18 protein-coding genes are annotated in these 18,217 nt (G+C 41.3%); 15 read left to right on the top strand and 3 right to left on the bottom strand.

Annotated features, from left to right (window positions below):
• Positions 1–146: 146 nt before the first annotated feature.
• The 3 genes from ACU01J_RS20240 (at position 147) to ACU01J_RS20230 (ending at position 2,341) form a co-directional block, all read left to right on the top strand.
• Positions 147–779, top strand: a complete 633-nt coding sequence (locus tag ACU01J_RS20240; RefSeq protein ID WP_069535729.1) for a HEPN domain-containing protein — start codon at positions 147–149, stop codon at positions 777–779.
• A gap of 141 nt (positions 780–920) precedes the next feature.
• Positions 921–1,280 carry a hypothetical protein gene (locus ACU01J_RS20235; RefSeq protein ID WP_170963331.1) on the top strand — a complete coding sequence of 120 codons (360 nt, stop codon included), beginning with the start codon at positions 921–923 and terminating at the stop codon, positions 1,278–1,280.
• A gap of 722 nt (positions 1,281–2,002) precedes the next feature.
• The gene (locus ACU01J_RS20230; protein ID WP_481087299.1) at positions 2,003–2,341 is read left to right on the top strand and encodes a hypothetical protein; all 339 of its coding nucleotides are present in this window, start codon (positions 2,003–2,005) and stop codon (positions 2,339–2,341) included.
• A 1,305-nt stretch (positions 2,342–3,646) separates the two neighbouring features.
• Here ACU01J_RS20230 and ACU01J_RS20225 read toward each other — a convergent pair.
• Entirely contained in the window at positions 3,647–3,943 is a 297-nt protein-coding gene (locus ACU01J_RS20225; protein ID WP_077281733.1) for a type II toxin-antitoxin system RelE/ParE family toxin, read from the bottom strand.
• A 6-nt stretch (positions 3,944–3,949) separates the two neighbouring features.
• A complete protein-coding gene (locus ACU01J_RS20220; RefSeq protein ID WP_080608911.1) occupies positions 3,950–4,192 on the bottom strand; it encodes a type II toxin-antitoxin system Phd/YefM family antitoxin in 243 nt (80 codons plus the stop codon).
• A gap of 240 nt (positions 4,193–4,432) precedes the next feature.
• On the opposite strand from ACU01J_RS20220, the gene ACU01J_RS20215 reads away from it, so the two are divergent.
• Both ACU01J_RS20215 and ACU01J_RS20210 read left to right on the top strand, forming a co-directional pair.
• Complete coding sequence (locus ACU01J_RS20215) at positions 4,433–5,107, top strand: hypothetical protein (RefSeq protein ID WP_481087298.1); 675 nt, start codon at positions 4,433–4,435, stop codon at positions 5,105–5,107.
• A gap of 711 nt (positions 5,108–5,818) precedes the next feature.
• A complete protein-coding gene (locus ACU01J_RS20210; RefSeq protein ID WP_481087297.1) occupies positions 5,819–6,355 on the top strand; it encodes a nucleotidyltransferase family protein in 537 nt (178 codons plus the stop codon).
• 568 nt (positions 6,356–6,923) lie between these two features.
• On the opposite strand, the gene ACU01J_RS20205 is transcribed toward ACU01J_RS20210, so the two are convergent.
• Positions 6,924–8,270, bottom strand: a complete 1,347-nt coding sequence (locus ACU01J_RS20205; protein ID WP_481087296.1) for a hypothetical protein — start codon at positions 8,268–8,270, stop codon at positions 6,924–6,926.
• A 247-nt stretch (positions 8,271–8,517) separates the two neighbouring features.
• On the opposite strand from ACU01J_RS20205, the gene ACU01J_RS20200 reads away from it, so the two are divergent.
• The 10 genes from ACU01J_RS20200 (at position 8,518) to ACU01J_RS20155 (ending at position 17,805) form a co-directional block, all read left to right on the top strand.
• Complete coding sequence (locus tag ACU01J_RS20200) at positions 8,518–8,991, top strand: hypothetical protein (RefSeq protein WP_049538649.1); 474 nt, start codon at positions 8,518–8,520, stop codon at positions 8,989–8,991.
• 143 nt (positions 8,992–9,134) lie between these two features.
• Positions 9,135–9,632 (top strand): DNA topology modulation protein, encoded by a 498-nt coding sequence (locus ACU01J_RS20195; protein WP_481087295.1) that lies wholly within the window; start codon positions 9,135–9,137, stop codon positions 9,630–9,632.
• Between the two features lie 151 nt (positions 9,633–9,783).
• Positions 9,784–10,242, top strand: coding sequence for a hypothetical protein (locus tag ACU01J_RS20190; protein WP_481087294.1), 459 nt, complete (start codon positions 9,784–9,786; stop codon positions 10,240–10,242).
• 233 nt (positions 10,243–10,475) lie between these two features.
• Complete coding sequence (locus ACU01J_RS20185; RefSeq protein ID WP_481087293.1) at positions 10,476–10,964, top strand: hypothetical protein; 489 nt, start codon at positions 10,476–10,478, stop codon at positions 10,962–10,964.
• 137 nt (positions 10,965–11,101) lie between these two features.
• Positions 11,102–11,446: a hypothetical protein gene (locus tag ACU01J_RS20180; RefSeq protein ID WP_481087292.1), complete on the top strand. Its 345-nt coding sequence runs from the start codon at positions 11,102–11,104 to the stop codon at positions 11,444–11,446.
• 715 nt (positions 11,447–12,161) lie between these two features.
• Positions 12,162–12,638: a GNAT family N-acetyltransferase gene (locus ACU01J_RS20175; RefSeq protein WP_140263518.1), complete on the top strand. Its 477-nt coding sequence runs from the start codon at positions 12,162–12,164 to the stop codon at positions 12,636–12,638.
• Between the two features lie 724 nt (positions 12,639–13,362).
• The gene (locus ACU01J_RS20170; RefSeq protein ID WP_481087291.1) at positions 13,363–13,857 is read left to right on the top strand and encodes an N-acetyltransferase family protein; all 495 of its coding nucleotides are present in this window, start codon (positions 13,363–13,365) and stop codon (positions 13,855–13,857) included.
• Positions 13,858–14,102: 245 nt separating this feature from the next.
• Positions 14,103–14,447 carry an antibiotic biosynthesis monooxygenase family protein gene (locus ACU01J_RS20165; protein WP_009705215.1) on the top strand — a complete coding sequence of 115 codons (345 nt, stop codon included), beginning with the start codon at positions 14,103–14,105 and terminating at the stop codon, positions 14,445–14,447.
• Between the two features lie 1,330 nt (positions 14,448–15,777).
• Positions 15,778–16,419: a DUF2971 domain-containing protein gene (locus tag ACU01J_RS20160; protein ID WP_481087290.1), complete on the top strand. Its 642-nt coding sequence runs from the start codon at positions 15,778–15,780 to the stop codon at positions 16,417–16,419.
• A 714-nt stretch (positions 16,420–17,133) separates the two neighbouring features.
• Complete coding sequence (locus tag ACU01J_RS20155) at positions 17,134–17,805, top strand: hypothetical protein (RefSeq protein ID WP_457874941.1); 672 nt, start codon at positions 17,134–17,136, stop codon at positions 17,803–17,805.
• Positions 17,806–18,217: the final 412 nt, after the last annotated feature.

Below are 18,217 nucleotides of genomic sequence, written 5' to 3'. Positions count from 1 at the left end.
CAAAGCGTTTAAGACGGATTCCCAACGCTTGGCATTTTCGGTTTGCTTTGAATTTAGTGTTTACGGCACAATGGTTTAGATAGGGTGGTAGGCGTTGCTCACCACTTAACGCGGCGTTAGCTGTTCTCAGAAGTTAAGAGGGAAATATGGATTTTTTACAACCAAATAGGCGGCAATTTGAAAGTGATCCGTTTAGCTACAGTGCTCAAGGTTATTTAAAGTGGAATATGTTGCAAGCGATGGCTACTGGTTGTGATTTTGACCCTTATGCTGAACCGAAAATGGAAGATCTAAAAAGTCCTGTTTTGTGGTTGGCTCAAGCTGAAGCCTTAACACAAGCAGCTCTAGCAATATTTAAATCTGAACCTAAGTTTGAAACAATGCCGCTCAATTTTAAAGGGGTGTGTGATAGTCAATTTTGTGCTGTTGGTTTAATGCTTGTTGGCTACAGCTTGGAAGTTGCACTGAAGGCTATGATGGTTATTGAACATGGTGTGGATGGCTATCTTAAAATAGAAAAAACTACTCGACACCATAGGTTACATGAGCTGGCAAATTTTGTGCCCGCACTATCAAAGAAGGACAAAGCTGTATTAAGGGCTTTAACTCATTTTGTATATTGGGCAGGTCGCTACCCAGACCCTGGTTCTGGTCGAGAAGGGGATGCTTCAAACATTTTTGAAATAGCCGAAAAATATGAAATTACGGCGCATGACCTATTCAGTGTTGCTGCTAGGGTTATGAAGCATACAGAAAAAGTCGTCGAAAAAAACAGCTAACAAACTGTTTAAGAGTGATTCGCAACGCGTGGCATTTTTACTATGCGTCGGTTTTAGTGTTTAAGGTGGTATGCTGGAGCTTCGGCATTGCGTTGCTCACACCTTAACAGGGCGTTATGAGCCACCATATCAAGGAAGGATATGATGTTAGATAAAGTTAGAGAAACCCTAGAACTCAATAATATTCAGTATGATGGGGAGAGTGATGTAGTTTACTGCAAGTTCCGTAAAGCTGGCTCGCAGGTAAAAATTTCCTACGATACCGAAAGCATGAGTTACAAGGTTTCTACCAATGAGTTTTTGCAATCCGTAAATGCAGCGTTTAGCTATGGTTTTGCTTTTGCTGCACCGTATATCTTTGATGGTGTTAGTTGGAGTTGGCTAATATCCGCATTATCTATTTTTTCGGGCACGATAGCAGTTACTCAACTACTGCTAACTCAATTCAAACTTCTAGACTTGAAGCAGCAACTAAGGCAGTCCGGCATCTACTTGAACTAGGCTCATAACAAAGCATTTAAGACGGATTCCCAACGCTTGGCATTTTAGGTTTGCTTCAGTTTCAGTGTTTACGGCACAATACTTTAAGTGTAGTGGTCTGCGTTGCTCACCACTTAATGCGGCGTTATAAATCAAGGAGGACTTAGCATAATATGAAAATAGTTTGCCCTTCATGCTCTCACAGTAATGAGCTTGAATATAGTGAACATATCAAGTGCACTGAATGTGAAAAGTCATTCAAAGGAACTAAGTTTATATCTAGTTCGTTTCTTGGTGATTTACTTGGTTGGGGAGTTCTTATTGGTGTAGGCGCTGGCGGTTATTATATAGGTGCAGAGGATAGATACCCCGTTAGTGTTGAGTATGCAATAGTTGACACTTGCATTACAGGCTCTTCTAGCCGCATAACAGCCACTCAGTTGTCGAAGAAGCGATCTCTCTGTTCTTGTGCATTAGAACGTACAATGAACGATGTGAGCTATGATGAATACTCAAATGATAAAAATGTGTTCAAAAGGGCATTCTTATCAAATGTAAAAGAATGCCAGTAATCAAACTGGCATTCTGCCGTTACTATTTTTTAGGCACATTACCTCGGCCTTTACCAGAAGGCATTCCAGGGTTCTTACTTGGGTAGTTCGGGTTGTTGTTTGACATAGTATTTTCCTTTGTTTTGTTGCTCCGATTGAGTAATGTCATAGTAAAAGAACAATGGGGGACAAATGGGGACACTTGAATTACAAAATAAAGTTAAGATCTACCTCAAAGAGTTAGACTGGAGTTATTACCATTTAGCAGAAGCCGTGTATGAGTATGAAAATGATGATTTTGGACATAGGGAAGAGATTGAAACCTTAAAGGAAAAAATTAAGAAGCAACTTAGCCGTGCAACAACTAAGTGCTCAGTTTTAACGCATTACATAAATGTCATCGAGGAAAGTGAAAAATTCATCAACCTTAAAAAGAAAAAACTGGTTCACTACAGTCACGATGTAAATGGGGTAGAGATGGAGCAGTTTTTGATTTCAGTCTCAAGGAGCATTGAGGAAAATGATTTATAACAAAGCATTTAAGAGTGATTCGCAACGCTTGGCAGTTTCGCTTCGCTCAAGTATAGCCAAGCGTCGCTCACACCTTAATGCGGCGTTATGTTTACTTGTATTTCAAAGGCTTAAAGGTCTTAGGCTCTAGTTCTTTGTCCCTCTGGCAATTCGTCCCTAGTAGACTCAGCAAATCCGCATTGTCGGCCTAAGTTATTGAACCTCTCAGCCCGTAAAACATGCCAATGTTCGCGGGTTGCTTCATTGTCAGGTCGTGGCGGTTGGCTGTTTGTGTAACTGGCTTTAAGTCGCTTTCAGGTTCATAACCAAGCAGCATTTCAGCTTGGCAGTTGCCTCGGCAATTCAACATTGTTTTGCGCTTTGGTTGGAAAGAAAGGTCGCTTGTTGGAGCTTTGTCGGGTTGCCTCATTGGGCAGGGAATTGGAATTACTGGTTTTGGGTTAGTCGCTTTTGGCGGCCAAGTTGGTTCTTGCCTTGTGGTTTGCTTCAGAAAACTAGTCAGAAATAGCAGTTCTTTCTCAAGTAAATCATGTGGTTGTGGTAAAACATAACAAGCAATTTAAGAAGGATTCACAACGCTCGGCATTTTTGCTTCTACTTCAGTTTTAGTGTTTATGGCACAATGCTTTAGGTTTGGGGGAAGGCGTTGTTCACCCCTTAATTGGGCGTTATGTTTACTTGAAATTCAAAGGCTTAAAGTTCTTAGGCTCTAGTTCTTTGCCCCTTTAGCAATTCGTCCCTAGTAGACTCAGCAAATCCGCATTGTCGGCCTAAGTTCTTGAATCTCTCAGCCCGTAAAACATGCCAATATTCGTGGGTTGCTTCATTGTCAGGTCGTGGCGGTCGGCTTCTTGTTTAACTGGCTCAAAGTCGCTTTTGGATTCTTAACCAATCAGCATTTCGGCTTGGCAGTTGCCTCGGCAATTTGCCATTGTCTTGCGCTTTGGTTGGAAAGAAAGGGCGCTTGTTGTTACTCGGTCGGGTTGCCTCATTGGGCAGGGAGAGGAATTACTTGTTTCAGGTTGGTCGCCTTTGGCGGTCAAGTTGGTTTAAACCTTGTGGTTTGGTTCAGAAAATTGGTCTGAAACAGCAGTTCTTTCTCAATTAAGTCAGTAACTTGTGGTAAAACATAACAATCAATTTAAGAGGGATTCACAACGCTTGGCATTTTTGCTTCTACTTCAAATTCAGTGTTTATGGCACAATACTTTAGGTTTGGGTGTAGGCGTTGTTCACCCCTTAATTGGGCGTTAGTTTACCAATCTAGAACATCACCCTAGATCCAGATCTAGGGTGACGCCACAATTACAAATGGTTTTGAGGTAGTTGTGATTGACCGAGTACAGCTACGACTAAAATGAAACCGTCTTCTTTTGTAAAGTAAGCTGTGTGTTTGCCTACAGGAAAGTAAAACCCGTTTGGGTAAATTTCATCACAGCTCCGACCAACGGCAGGGTTGTCCGCAAGCATCTGAAATCCGGTTAGTAATGTATCTTTATAGTTGCGCCACTGCATTTCAGAAAAATTGTTGACGGTATAGCTTCTGATCTTTCGCAAATGAGCCTGAGCTAGTTTACTTAATTTGTACTTATTCTTCTGCATAACTGGTTATAAGGAGTTTAAAAAATCTTCACCATCAACGACATTGCCTTGTGCTAAGTCTTGCTTAGCTGACTCGAAACAATGTTTAAGGTAGTCTGCTTTCATTGCTTCTAGTTCTTCATAGTCTCTAATAGACATTACAACCACGGCATCTTTGCTGTTTTTGCTAATCTTCACTGGCTCGCGTTGGGCGCTAAGAAGTAACTCACCAAAATTACGTTTGGCGTCATTTGCTGTTAATGTGTGCATGATCAATCTCCAAATCTGCAGTAACATTGAGATTATAGTTACTCGCATGAAATGGTCAATATAATTAAATCGTGCGATTCGTGTCAAAGGTAAACTAACAAGGCGTTTAAGGCGGATTCACAACGCTTGGCATTTTTAGTTTGAATCGGTTTTAGTGTTTACGGCACAATGGTTTAGGTTGGGTGGTTTGCGTTGTTCACCCCTTAACGCAGCGTTAGGTTTTTGAGGAGGAATTAAGGTATGATTTTTGTAAAAAGGATGTTGTTTGTTCTTTTGATCTTCTTGCTGATAAGCTCTCTTTGTGTAATTACTTTGGAGTTATTATGCAATGGTTTATCTAGCGCAAATCTTGTTAAAGTATCACCTCTTCTTGCTTTTTTGGGGGCTATTTCTGCTCTTTATATTTGGGCAGCGAATGTGGTTCGGCTGCGGTCAGATGACATATTGAAAGAAGTGGGGAACATGTATGAAAGGTCTTATGACACTCTGAGTGGTAGCAAAAGTAATGAACTCCCTCAGAATGACAGAATGCTTTGGCTAACTTCTGCACGTTTATTATTGTCGGCACAAGACCTTAGCCTAAATTTAACAGAGCCTAGTCATAAAAAAATTCACAAGGAAATTGAAGCATTTTGGCAGTGGAAATTCTATTTGTTGATCTCATCTGAAAAAAACAAATTTCCTGAGAACTACTTTTCTGAGGGTGTGTCTCATTATATTGCCCATTCAAAAGGTCAGAATGCTCCTATTGCTGTTCCCTCGTTGATTGTTTTATATAAATTTTTCCAATGGAAAGGTGACGGTATAGATCATCTGGATAACTATAGAGCTATTACCGAACCTGAATTTGAAAAACTTCAGGGAGTACCGCCTCAAGTTCTAGAAATAATGCGTAAGTGGGGAGTAAAAACCTAACAAGCAATTCAAGCAGATTCGCAACGCTTGGCACTTTGGGTTTGAATCGGCTTTAGTGTTTACGGCAAAATACTTGAGTTAGGTGGTAGCGTTGCTCACTACTTAATTGGGCGTTATGTTTACTTGAATTTCAAAGGCTTAAAGGTCTTAGGCTCTAGTTCTTTGTCCCTTTGGCAATTCGTCCCTAGTAGACTCAGCAAATCCGCATTGTCGGTCTAAGTTCTTGAATCTCTCCGCCCGTAAAACATGCCAATGTTCGCGGGTTGCTTCATTGTCAGGTCGTGGCGGTTGGCTTCTAGTTTAACTGGCTTTAAGTTGCTTTTAGGTTCTTAGCCAATCAGCATTTCGGCTTGGCAGTTGCCTCGGCAATTCAGCATTGTTTTGCGCTTTGGTTGGAAAGAAAGGGTGCTTGTTGTTTCTTGGTCGGCTTGCCTCATTGGGCGGGGAAGTGGAATTACACGTTTCAAGTTGGTCGCCTTTGGCGGTCAAGTAGGCCCATACCGTGTGGTTTGCTTCAGAAAACTAGTGAGAAATAGCAGTTCTTTTTCAAGTAAACCATGTGTTTGTGGTAAAACATAACAATAAATTCAAGCAGATTCGCAACGCTTGGCACTTTTGGTTTGAATCAGCTTCAGTGTTTACGGCACAATGGTTGAGGTTAGGTGGTAGCGTTGCTCACTACTTAATTTGGCGTTATGGCGCAGGGCGAAAATGGACAAAATCGTAGAATTAATAAAACGTGACCCAATAAGGACTGAAGCACTAAATCATGTGTCTCAGCTGAATCTACCTCAGTGCTATATAGCAGCGGGCTTCGTTCGAAACTTAGTTTGGGACTCGTTGCATGAGTTTGAACCTACGACTCCTTTGAATGACGTTGACGTTATATATTTCGATCCTAGTGAATCCAACCCTGATGCTTACTTGGATTATGAAGCAGTCTTGAAAGGCTGTATGCCAGAACTGAACTGGCAAGTTCGAAATCAAGCGCAAATGCATGAACGTAATAGTGATGAACCTTATCAAAGTTCATTGGATGCTATGAGCTACTGGCCTGAGAAAGAAACAGCCGTTGGCGTTCGTCAAACAGGCGTGAATCAATATGAAGTTGTATCAGCATTTGGGTTTGAATCTTTATTTGGTTACTACGTCACGCATAATCCCAAAAGGTCATTAGCAACTTTTGAAAATCGTGTAAATTCGAAAGGGTGGTTAGTTAGGTGGCCATCTTTGAGAATTGCGCCATAACAATAAATTTAAGCAGATTCGCAACGCTTGGCACTTTCGGTTTGAATAAGCTTTAGTGTTTACGGCACAATGGTTTAGGTAGGTGGTAGCGTTGCTCACTACTTAATTTGGCGTTATGAGCTAAAGGTGGAAAGCTGTTATTTTGTGCTAGCTGAATTAGTCCAGCTAGCATCAGAAAAGCAAGTTAAGCAATTATGCCGAGTGCTTTTGCAAGCCCTCCTAGTAGTATGACTGCAAGCCAACTCCAAAACCCCAATGAATTGGCCCACATGAATAGTTTGAATTTGGTAGAATTCGTAGTGGCTCGGTGTCGAATGAGTGGGTAAGCTATACAGTAGTTCATAAACCTAGACATAATGCTGTAAGACAACATATTTTGGTAATCCGAATGTAGTTTGTTTACGTCTTTTGCTAACTGCTTATCGAGCCATACTATTCGTGCGGGTTCTCCTAAAGATAATACAGCTCCAAAAAAGACCCCTGGAATTGACCAGATGAGGGCATAACCACCAAAAAATGCGGCGGGGATCATTATCATCAATTCCCACCAAACTGCTGACGACATAATTTACTCCACAATCCACTCGTATATCGAATATGCAATATCACCGGCTTCTTTACCAGCCGTAGTACCTAAGACGCCTCCCGCCACTCCTCCTACGACAAATGCACTAACAGATGCAATGGCAATTACTGGGGCCGAAGCTGTACCTAGAATTAGTAGCATACCACCCGCCGCCCATGTGGCAGCTTGTGAGCCTAAGTATGCTCCCCCGATAAATCCCGCTATTTCTCTGCTAGTTGTTTGTCCACAGTTGCCGGAGCTATCTACATTACATGCCTCATAAATGTTTTTTATGCCGCTAGCGACTCCTAGTCCTAAACCAATGTAACCAACCCCTTTTGCTGCTGAGATTCCGATGGATACATTAGCAATTCGTTTACCTAAGTTTTTCACAAAGCCCGACTTTAATATTTCATCTGCGTTGTGTATAACGGACTTAGTTGATAGTTTCAGGTTGCGCTTTACTTGCGTATACATAGGTAACTGTACAGTGCGTTTGGACAGCCCTGCAAATGAACCGTCGAGCTTTTTGAATAACTCTGCGCGCTGAGATATGAATTCACCATAATTCACACCTCCCGTTCGGCTAGCCATAGCGACTTGACCTGCATATAAATCGTTAATCTCTAGGAGAACACCATTAATATTTTTTAAATGTTGCTCAACACCAGCGGTAGCCATACCAACGCCTAATGAAGCGTATGCGTAATAATCACTTGGTAATCCTTCATTTGCTAATGTAGACAGTGTCTCATTCGCGTAGTGGTCAAGAAGCTCTAAGTGTCGACTGACCATAGACACGTGCTCATCGCTGAGCTTGCCGAGTTCTTTACTGGCCGCAGTAGCTTCTTCCTTTAGCTCTGCTAAAGCTTGCTTGTCTTTTGGGGTAGTGGGTTCACTTGTTGGAACAATAATGATTTCACCCTGTTTCACAGGGTTGTTCAGGTGTCCGTTACATTGTTTGATATAGCGCTTTTGTGTGTTGGTTGTTTCGGCAGTAAACAGTTCTTCCCAGACCTGTTCAATTGGTCTGGTTTGCGAGTTTTGTGTCCATCCAAGTAAGAATTGGCTCTGTTTTTCAGCTTGTAGTTTTGCCCAGCCTTTTTCTGCTTCTTCGTATCGTTCTTGGCGTTGTCGTTCGATTTTCTCTCTAGTCGTTTCTTTGGGTACAACAGGCTCAGGTACAGTGTGAACAGAGGCAAACTTAGAACCTGAAGCAAAGTTCTTTCTTGTTGCCGCTTCTATAGCAGCCCTGCTGGCTTGCACTTTTCTGTTGTTGTCGCATGAAGCACAGGTACAGGTTTTAGGGTCTTTCCAAATTGGACAGCGGTATTCTCGTTGTTTTATCATCGTAAGCCGAGGTTTTAACGTTGTAATGTGGTGATAATACCCCTAAAAGTTCACAGGTAAAAACTTGCCCGATACGTGACATAGTCACCCCCTTTAAAACGCTCATAACAAACAATTTAAGAGGGATTCACAACGCTTGGCACTTTTGCTTCTACTTCAGTTTTAGTGTTTATGACACAATGCTTTAGGTTTGGGTGGAGGCGTTGTTCACCCCTTAATTGGGCGTTATATTTTACTGGAGTTCATCATGCTAAACAGAATCGAAGAATGGATTGATTTAACGAACGAAAGGTTTTCTAACCAACGAAAAAGTTGTGCGTTGTTTGCACGTCAGTTCGCTGGTTTCTACTCCGAAGAATTTCTAGCTGGCTCATATTTTGTGGTCGTTGATAGTATCCCAAAGCCAGATTTCCCAGAATTACGCCAAGCGGGTTTAGGTGACTTTCTTGATATGGAAATTCAAGGTATTACATACAAGAACACTTATTATATTCTACCGACTGTCGCTCAGGACCTACGACTTCATTTTCACGAGTTGGTGCATGTCGCTCAATGGAAAACTCTTGGCGCTACCGGCTTTTTGCAACGCTACATAGCCGAGGTTCAAAGTGTTGGCTACAACGATGCTCCTCTAGAGAAATTAGCTTATGCATTTGATTATCACTTTTCTCAAGGTGGGCAAAAAATTGATGTCCCAAGCTATGTAGAAAATAAAATATAACAAACTGTTTAAGAGTGATTCGCAACGCGTGGCATTTTTACTATGCGTTGATTTTAGTGATTAAGGTGGTTTGCAGCGCCTTCTGCATTGCGTTGCTCACACCTTAACAGGGCGTTAACTGGATTGATTACGAGGTAAGTCCGATGAGAAGAATTGCGGTCATTGGTTCTGGCGGTTCGGGTAAATCCACATTTTCGGCACTATTAGGTAAAGAGTTGAATTTGCCTGTTCATTATCTCGATCAGCTATATTGGAAACCAAATTGGGTTAAAACTCCAAAAGATGACTGGATCAAAATTCAAAAAGGTCTTTGTAAAAGCGAGTGTTGGATTATCGATGGTAATTATCAGAGCACCCTTGATATAAGATTTGAAGCTTGTGACACAGTAATATTCTTAGATGTAAACCGATATACCTGTATCTATCGAGCACTAAAGAGAACATTATTAAGTAGTAAGCGTCCTGATTTAGCTGAAGGTTGCGATGAAAGGTTTGATATCGAGTTCATCAAATTTTTATGGGACTATCCCAAAAAGTCGAAACCCCTAATAATGGAAAAACTCAAGACGCTTACAAGAAATAAGCGTGTAATTATCGCAAAATCGGGAGAGCAAGCGCTCCGCCTTTGCAAATCCAGTTAACAAACTGTTCAAGAGTGATTCGCAACGCGTGGCATTTTCACTATGCGTTGGTTTAGGTGATTAAGGTGGTATGCGGAAGCTTCGGTATTGCATTGCTCACACCTTAACAGGGCGTTAGCATTTTCAAGAGTTAAGTACACTGGAGTCGAAATTGGCTAAAAGAAAAAATAATAACCAGCCTAATCCAAAGGCTGAAAATAGGCGTATCTTTGAAGATGCTCGAGATCACCTAAATGAAGCATCGCTTAAAAATACAGAGCAACTGGATAAAGCGATTCTTTCGTTATCTTCTGCTGGACTGGCATTGTCACTTTCATTTTCTAAATTCATTCAACCGATTAACGATGCGCAATATGTCAATTTATTAAAGCTATCATGGTTGTGTTTTAGCTTAGCAATAGTTTCAACCATCATTGCATTTGTGTTATCAAATAGCGCAATTGCAGTTGAACGTGAGCATATTTTTAAATACTACATTGACGAAGATGACGAATATGCCACAAAGAAAAATTATTGGGGTGTCGCCACATATTGGATAAATCGCATTAGTGCATTGAGTTTTATATCTGCGATATTATCAATGGTAGCCTATGTTTGGCTGAACACTTAAGGAGCTGATATGAGTATAGAAAAGAAAGGTTATGTTCCACCTAGGAAAGACCCCAGAGATGGTGGTGGAAATAACAACAAATAAAATGCTAACAAGGCGTTTAAGGCGGATTCACAACGCTTGGCGATTTCAGTTCCAGTCAGGTTAAGTGTTGAAGGTGCAATGGTTTAGGTTTGGTGGTTGGCGTTGTTCACCACTTAACGCGGCGTTATACAGATTAAGAGGATAATTATTTGAACCAAAGTGTTGTTGAGTCGAACCCTTTTTACGCTGAAATATCCGCTTTAGAAAATGCACATAATAGTGGCGACTATTTCAAAGTCATCATGTTAGCTCCTCAATTGTTAGCTCAAATAGGTAATGCAATCGCTGAGGTCAGTGAGGGCATGATTGACGACATGGTTGGAGACTGTTTCTCTGACGATGACAAAGAGGTTTATAGGTTAATGGGTAAGTTTGAACGCGAACTTTCTGATAAAGCCTATATCGCTAGTATTTTAGTTGGTTATTACGAAAGTGAATTTTGGTCAAAAAACCACTCAAAAAGAGAATTTATTAAATACTTTACCAAGCTAGAAGACTTAGTCGCTTTGCGTAACCTTTTTGCTCACGAGTATTATAAAAAGCCATTACCGGATCGAAGAGTTAAGAATTGCTCGAAATCAGCGATGGATTTACTGTTTTTATTTGTAAATCACGAGTACCTTGAACCATCTGTATAACAAGCAATTTAAGAGGGATTCACAACGCTTGGCACTTTTGCTTCTACTTCAGTTTTAGTGTTTATGGCACAATGCTTTAGGTTTGGGGGAGGCGTTGTTCACCCCTTAATTGGGCGTTATGTTTACGGAGACTAAACATGATTTTACGTAAGTTAATGATAATGTTGTTGGTTTTTCTCTCATCGACTGCTTTTGCTGTAGAGCAAAGCTCAGATGTCAGTGAACTGCGCAAGAATGTAGAGATCAAAAAGCAAGAATATGATCGAGCCAAAAAAGCGTATGAGGAAGCAAAAGCTAGTTTAGAAACCGCTCTCAAATCCGCTAATAAAGATGAAGTTCCATGCACTTGCGTATTTAACAAAAATAGAGCCTGGAATCCTGAAAAAATCATCTGGAGAGATGTTTTTTGGGAGTGTGCCAATTATAGAGATGACGGGACTTGCTCCAAGGTAAGGAAAGTTGAAGGGGCCGTCGTAGAGTAAACATAACAAGCAATTTAAGAGGGATTCACAACGCTTGGCATTTTTGCTTCTACTTCAGTTTTAGTGTTTATGGCACAATGCTTTAGGGTTGGGTGGAGGCGTTGTTCACCCCTTAATTGGGCGTTAGGCAAAGGGCAGGAAAGTTCTTTGTCTTATTCTTCTTAATCCCTCTAGCTCTCTGTTTTTCTTAGTCGGCAATTCAGCATTGTCGGCTCAATTCCTTGAATTTCTCAGCCCGTAAAACATGCCAAAGTTTGTGGGTTGCCTCATTGGGTTTCAATGTTAGTTGGTGGTGAATATCACTGGTTTAAAGTGTGGAAAGGACAAGTTAATCGGGGCTTTCGTTTTCGCTGTCATTTCGCAGCTTTCAGTTTCTCAGGTTCAAGATCTACTTTGTCGCTGAAAGGGTGCATTTCGTGGTTGTTGAAATCTCGGCTGTAAAATAGTGACTTCAGTGGTTCTTGAATCACAAAAAGTCAGTGGGTGATTGGTTGCTTATAGTGTTTAAGGTATTCTGTTTTCAACCAAGTTAGTGAGCGCGCAGGAAAATTTGCCTAACAAACAATTCAAGCTGATTCGCAACGCTCGGCGCTTTCGGTTTCAATTAGTTTGGTGATTACGGTGAAGTGATCAGGCAATGTGGCAGCGTTGCTCACAACTTAATTGGGCGTTATAAAACATTATCGGCTATCGAGCTGAAATATAAGGATATTCAGTGTATTTGAGACCATTTGTATCTGATGATGCTACAGAAGTTAGTAGTTGGTTTTCGGTGTATAGCGATTCGCTGCTTTGGGGCGGTCGAGTGTTTAGTTGGCCAATAGAAAATGCTGAGATTCTCAAGCGAAGTCAGCAAAAGGAAATTGAGTTTTTCACTCTAACTGACGGTGATGATGTGGTTGGTTTCATTGAACTACAGCATGTGAGTGACACAGAAATGCGTTTGTGTCGTGTGGCAATATCTCCCAAGTATCGAGGTAAAGGGCTAGGTAAAACTCTAATCCGTCTGTCACTTACAGAAATTCAGGGGCGAAAGCAGTATCAATTAGTTAGCTTAGCTGTGTTTACCAAAAACGTTGCAGCCTATAACTGTTATCTATCTCTTGGCTTTGCTGCCGTGGATAAAGAGCCAAAATTCAAAGTGTTTGGTGGTGAAAAGTGGCCATTGGTTCAGATGGAAACTGTTTTATAACAAACAATTTAAGAGTGATTCACCACGCTTGGCATTTTTGCTTTGAGTCAAGTTCAGTGTTTACGGCGTCCATATTGAGTGTTGTGGTAGCGTGGTTCACACCTTAATTGGGCGTTATGTTTACTTGAAATTCAAAGGCTTAAAGTTCTTAGGCTCTAGTTCTTTGTCCCTCTGGCAATCCGTCCCTAGTAGACTCAGCAAATCCGCATTGTCGGTCTAAGTTCTTGAATCACTCAGGCCGTAAAACATGCCAATGTTCGCGGGTTGCTTCATTGTCAGGTCGTGGCGGTCGGTTTCTTGTTTAACTGGCTCAAAGTCGCTTTCAGGTTCATTATCAAGCAGCAGTTCAGCTTGGCAGTTGCCTCGGCAATTCAGCCTTGTTTTGCGCTTTGGTTGGAAAGATAGGGCGCTTGTTGTTTCTTGGTCGGGTTGCCTCATTGGGCAGGGAAATGGAATTACTGGTTTTAGGTTAATCGCCTTTGGTGGCCAAGTTGGTTCTTGCCTTGTGGTTTAGTTCAGAAAATCAGTGAGAAATAGCAGTTCTTTCTCAAGTAAATCATATGTTTGTGGTAAAACATAACAAACAATTCAACAGTGATTCGCAACGCTTGGCGCTCTCACTTCGGGTTGAGTTAAGTGTTTACGGCGCAGTGGTCAAGTTCAGTGCTTGCGCTGCTCACACGTTAATTGGGCGTTATAAGGCTCGAAAATAAAAGGAACTTTCGTGGAAATTAGAGTGGGAAAACTAAGCGATATTGCAGCTATTACAGACATCTTCAATTTTTACATTGAGCATACTAATGCTCGTTTTGAAGAGTGTGCATTTACGCAAGAAGATCGTCTAAATTGGTTCTCTCAGTTCTCATGCAATAGTAAGCATCAACTTTTCGTTGCTACCGAAAGTGGGGAGTTGTTAGGTTTTGCATGCTCCCTGCCTTATAGGGACATTTCAGCATTTGAGGATACAGCCGAAGTTACAGTGTACGTCGCTTCAACTGCGAAAGGTAAAGGGATTGGTTCAAAACTATATTCCCAATTGTTCTCATCAATTTCTGATTACGGTGTCCACAGGGTGTTGTCAGGTATCGCACTACCTAATGACGCTTCAGTTGCCTTGCACAAGCGTTTTGGTTTTAGAGAAATTGGCGTATTCAATGAATATGCAAAGAAAAATGGTCAGTACATCAGCTCGGTTTGGTTGGAAAAGGCACTTAGCTAAAAGTCCGCCTTATAACAATAAATTTAAGCAGATTCGCAACGCTTGGCACTTTTGGTTTGAATTAGCTTTAGTGTTTACGGCACAATGCTTCAGGTCGGTGGACGCGTTGCTCACTACTTAATTTGGCGTTATGTGAATGGCGAAAAATCACAGAATCTAATCTCTAACTTCTTGCTATAACTCATATTTACAGCAGCTCAAATTCGGTAAAATGCTCGATTATATTAGTCGTAGTCTTGTGAGTTATGATCGCAGTAATTTTTGAAGTACAGGTAGCAGAGGGTAAAACTTCTGAATATCTAGATATTGCAAGCGAACTAAAACCGCTGCTATCAGATATTGATGGTTTTATCTCAATTGAACGTTTCCAAAGTCTAACAAATGACAGCAAGGTTCTATCTTTGTCATTTTGGCGTGACGAAGAAGCAATTCAAGAATGGCGCAATCTAGAATCTCATCGATTTGCTCAATTAAAAGGTCGTAGTGGTGTTTTTGAAAGCTACAGACTCAGAGTTGCAGGTGTCATCAGAGACTATGGCATGGACATACGTTCAGAAGCCCCAAAAGATAGTATCGACGCACACGGCTAAAATTCACATAACAAACTGTTCAAGAGGGATTCGCAACGCGTGGCATTTTCACTATGCGTTGGTTTTGGTGTTTAAGGTGGTTTGCGGCGGCTTCGGTATTGCGTTGCTCACCCCTTAACAGGGCGTTATGTTTACTTGTATTTCAAAGGCTTAAATGTCTTAGGCTCTAGTTCTTTGTCCCTTTGGCAATTCGTCCCTAGTAGACTCAGCAAATCCGCATTGTCGGTCTAAGTTCTTGAACCACTCAGCCCTTAAAACATGCCAATGTTCGTGGGTTGCTTCATTGTCAGGTCGTGGCGGTCGGTTTATTGTTTAACTGGCCTAAAGTCGCTTTTAGATTCTTTGCCACTTAGCATTTCGGTTTGGCAGTTGCCTCGGCAATTCAGCATTGTTTTGCGCTTCGGTTGGAGAGAAACGGTACTTGTTGTTACGTGGGCGGGTTGCCTCATTGGGCAGGGAAGTGGGATTACTCGTTTCTGGTTGCTCGCCTTTGGTGGCCAAGTTGTTTTGGCCTTGTGGTTTGGTTCAGAAAATTGGTCTGAAACAGCAGTTCTTTCTCAATTAAGTCAGTAACTTGTGGTAAAACATAACAAGCAATTTAAGATGGATTCACAACGCTTGGCACTTTTGCTTCTACTTCAAATTTAGTGTTTATAGCACTATGCGTTAGGTTGGGTGGAGGCGTTGTTCCCCCCTTAATTGGGCGTTATGTTTACTTGTATTTCAAGGGCTTAAAGGTCTTAGGCTCTAGTTCTTTGTCTCTTTGGCAATTCGTCCTTAGTAGACTCAGCAAATCCGCATTGTCGGTCTAAGTTCTTGAATCACTCAGCCCGTAAAACATGCCAATGTTAGCGGGTTGCTTCATTATCGGGTCGTGGCGGTTGGCTTCTTGTTTAACTGGCTCAAAGTCGCTTTGAGGTTCTTAGCCAATTGGCATCCTACCTTGGCAGTTGCCTCGGCAAATCAGCATTGTTTTGCGCTTTGGTTGGAAAGAAACGTCGCTAGTTGTTGTTTAGTCGGGTTGCCTCATTGGGCAGGGAAGTGGACTTACATGCTTTAGGTTCATCGCCTTTGGTGGTCAAGTTGGTTCTAGCCTTGTGGTTTGGTTCAGAAAACTAGTCAGAAATAGCAGTTCTTTCTCAAGTAAATCATGTGTTTGTGGTAAAACATAACAAGCAATTTAAGAGGGATTCACAACGCTTGGCATTTTTGCTTCTACTTCAAATTTAGTGTTTATGGCACAATGCTTTAGGTGTGGGTGGTAGCGTTGTTCACCCCTTAATTGGGCGTTATGCGCTCTATCGAGAATATATAATACAGAGAATATGAAGTGAGAGTTTACTATTTTACTAGTGCTGAATATGGACTACAGAATATCGAATGCTCACGTTTGAAAGTGTCTGATTTCAATAATGTGAATGACCCTTTTGAGCTTTTAGGTATCGAGTTATCTGATAAAAGTGTACGGAGTGCTTTGAAAAGAGAAAAGTCTCAAATATCAAAGAGCACTGGCTTTATTTGTTTCAGTGAAGATTGGCAAAATCCCGTGCAATGGGGACATTATGCAGAAAACCATAAAGGTATTTGCTTGGGTTTCGATGTCTCAGATGAAAACTTAAAAAAAATCAAGTACGTAAAAAAGCGTCTCAATACATCAAATTTTTATGCCAATGACAAAAAAGAGAAACTCTTAACCACTAAGTTCTCGCACTGGAGCTACGAAAAAGAACATCGAATTATCGTTGACCTATCTTCACGTACACCTGATGATCGTGGACTTTTTTTCGAACCTTTTTCACAGCATATGAAACTTAGGGAAGTCATTATTGGGTGTGAGTCATCTGTAACTCAGTCAGCCGTCAGAGACCTTTGCGAAAACAAAGACAAAAAAATTAAAATATTCAATGCAAGAGCTGCGTTTCGAGACTTTAAAATTGTTTGGGATCGCAGTAAGAAATCAACACGCGCATAACAAACTGTTTAAGAGTGATTCGCAACGCGTGGCATTTTTACCATGCGTTGGTTTTAGTGTTTAAGGTGTTATGCGGCGGCATCGGTATTGCGTTGCTCACACCTTAACAGGGCGTTATGTTTACTTGTATTTCAAAGGCTTAAAGGTCTTAGGCTCTAGTTCTTTGTCCCTCTGGCAATTTGTCCCTAGTAGACTCAGCAAATCCGCATTGTCGCCTAAATTCTTGAATCTCTCAGCCCGTAAAACATGCCAATGTTTGTGGGTTGCTTCATTTTCAGGTCGTGGCGGTCGGTTTCATATTTGACTGGCTCAAAGTCGCTTTTAGGTTCATAGCCAATTAGCATTTCAGCTTGGCAGTTGCCTCGGCAATTGAACATTGTCTTACGTTTTGGTTGGAAAGAAAGGGCACTCGTTGAAACTTAGTCGGGTTGCCTCATTGGGCAGGGAAGTGGAATTAAACGTTTTGGGTTGGTCGCTTTTGGTGGTCAAGTTGGTTCTTGCCTTGTGGTTTGCTTCAGAAAACTAGTCAGAAATAGCAGTTCTTTCTCAAGTAAATCATATGTTTGTGGTAAAACATAACAAACAATTCAACAGTGATTCGCAACGCTTGGCGCTCTCACTTCGGGTTGAGTTAAGTGTTTACGGTGCAGTGGTTAAGTTCAGTGCTTGCGCTGCTCACACGTTAATTGGGCGTTAACTGTAATAGGAGGTTCGGTGACAAATTTATTCGGACAAATAGCGGAACTTAGCCCATTGTTCAAATGGGTATTTCTAATCATTGCATTAGCTCCATTGCTAAGGGTATTTGTCAGTCATTTGACAAGTCAACATACTATTCGGCAAAAGAACCTCGAACTGCTTCTTTCCGCTTACAACAATGGAAAGGTTAATCCATGTGAAAAGTTCGTAGTAGAGAACTTAATTTCAGGTTTTTATAAGCGTTCGTTTACCTACCCAACTATAGATGCTTTGTTTAAAAGCACATCACCTAAACGAAGTTTTGAACTATATCGTCATGTTGCACCTTATGTGGTATTAACTGACAGAAAGCGTCCGTTTCATATGAAAAAGAAATACGCGACTGTCAACTTGCTCGGTTTCCGTTTAGGTTATTGGGTTTCCATCAGAGAGTTCTTTTATTATGTTATGAGTAGTTCCACATCAGTACTCATGTTTGGTTACGCGATAAAACTGTTGCTAAATTCACCAGAAGGTATAGAGCAACAGTCAATCTTGGCGCTGCAAGTATTTATTCTTTGCTTGTTTGCCATAATCCTATTGATGCTTGGCGTGTATTTTCTAAAACAGCAAGGAAATATCAGAGAAGCTAAAGCGTTTTTAAAATTACAGTTAACAAAGCGTTCAAGAGGGATTCTCAACGCTTAGCATTTTCGGTTTAATTTAACTGAAGTGTTTATGGCACCATGGTTTAGGTAGGGGGCGCGTTGTTCACCCCTTAACGCGGCGTTATGTTTACTTGAAATTCAAAGGTTTAAAGTTTTTAGGCTGAAGTTCTTTGTCCCTCTGGTAATTCGTTCCTAGTAGTCTCAGCAAATCCGCATTGTCGGTCTAAGTTCTTGAATCTCTCAACCCGTAAAACATTCCAGCGTTCGCGGGTTGCTTCATTGTCAGGTCGTGGTGGTTGGTTTCTGGTGTAACTGGCTCAAAGTCGCTTCTAGGTTCTTAGCCAATTAGCATTTCGGCTTGGCAGTTGCCTCGGCAATTCAACATTGTTTTGCGCTTTGGTTGGAAAAATAGGGCGTTTGTTGGTGCTTAGTCGGGTTGCCTCATTGGGCAG

The organism is Vibrio sp. 2433-A1, from assembly GCF_056726085.1.
This window is presented reverse-complemented; position numbering and strand designations above follow the sequence as displayed.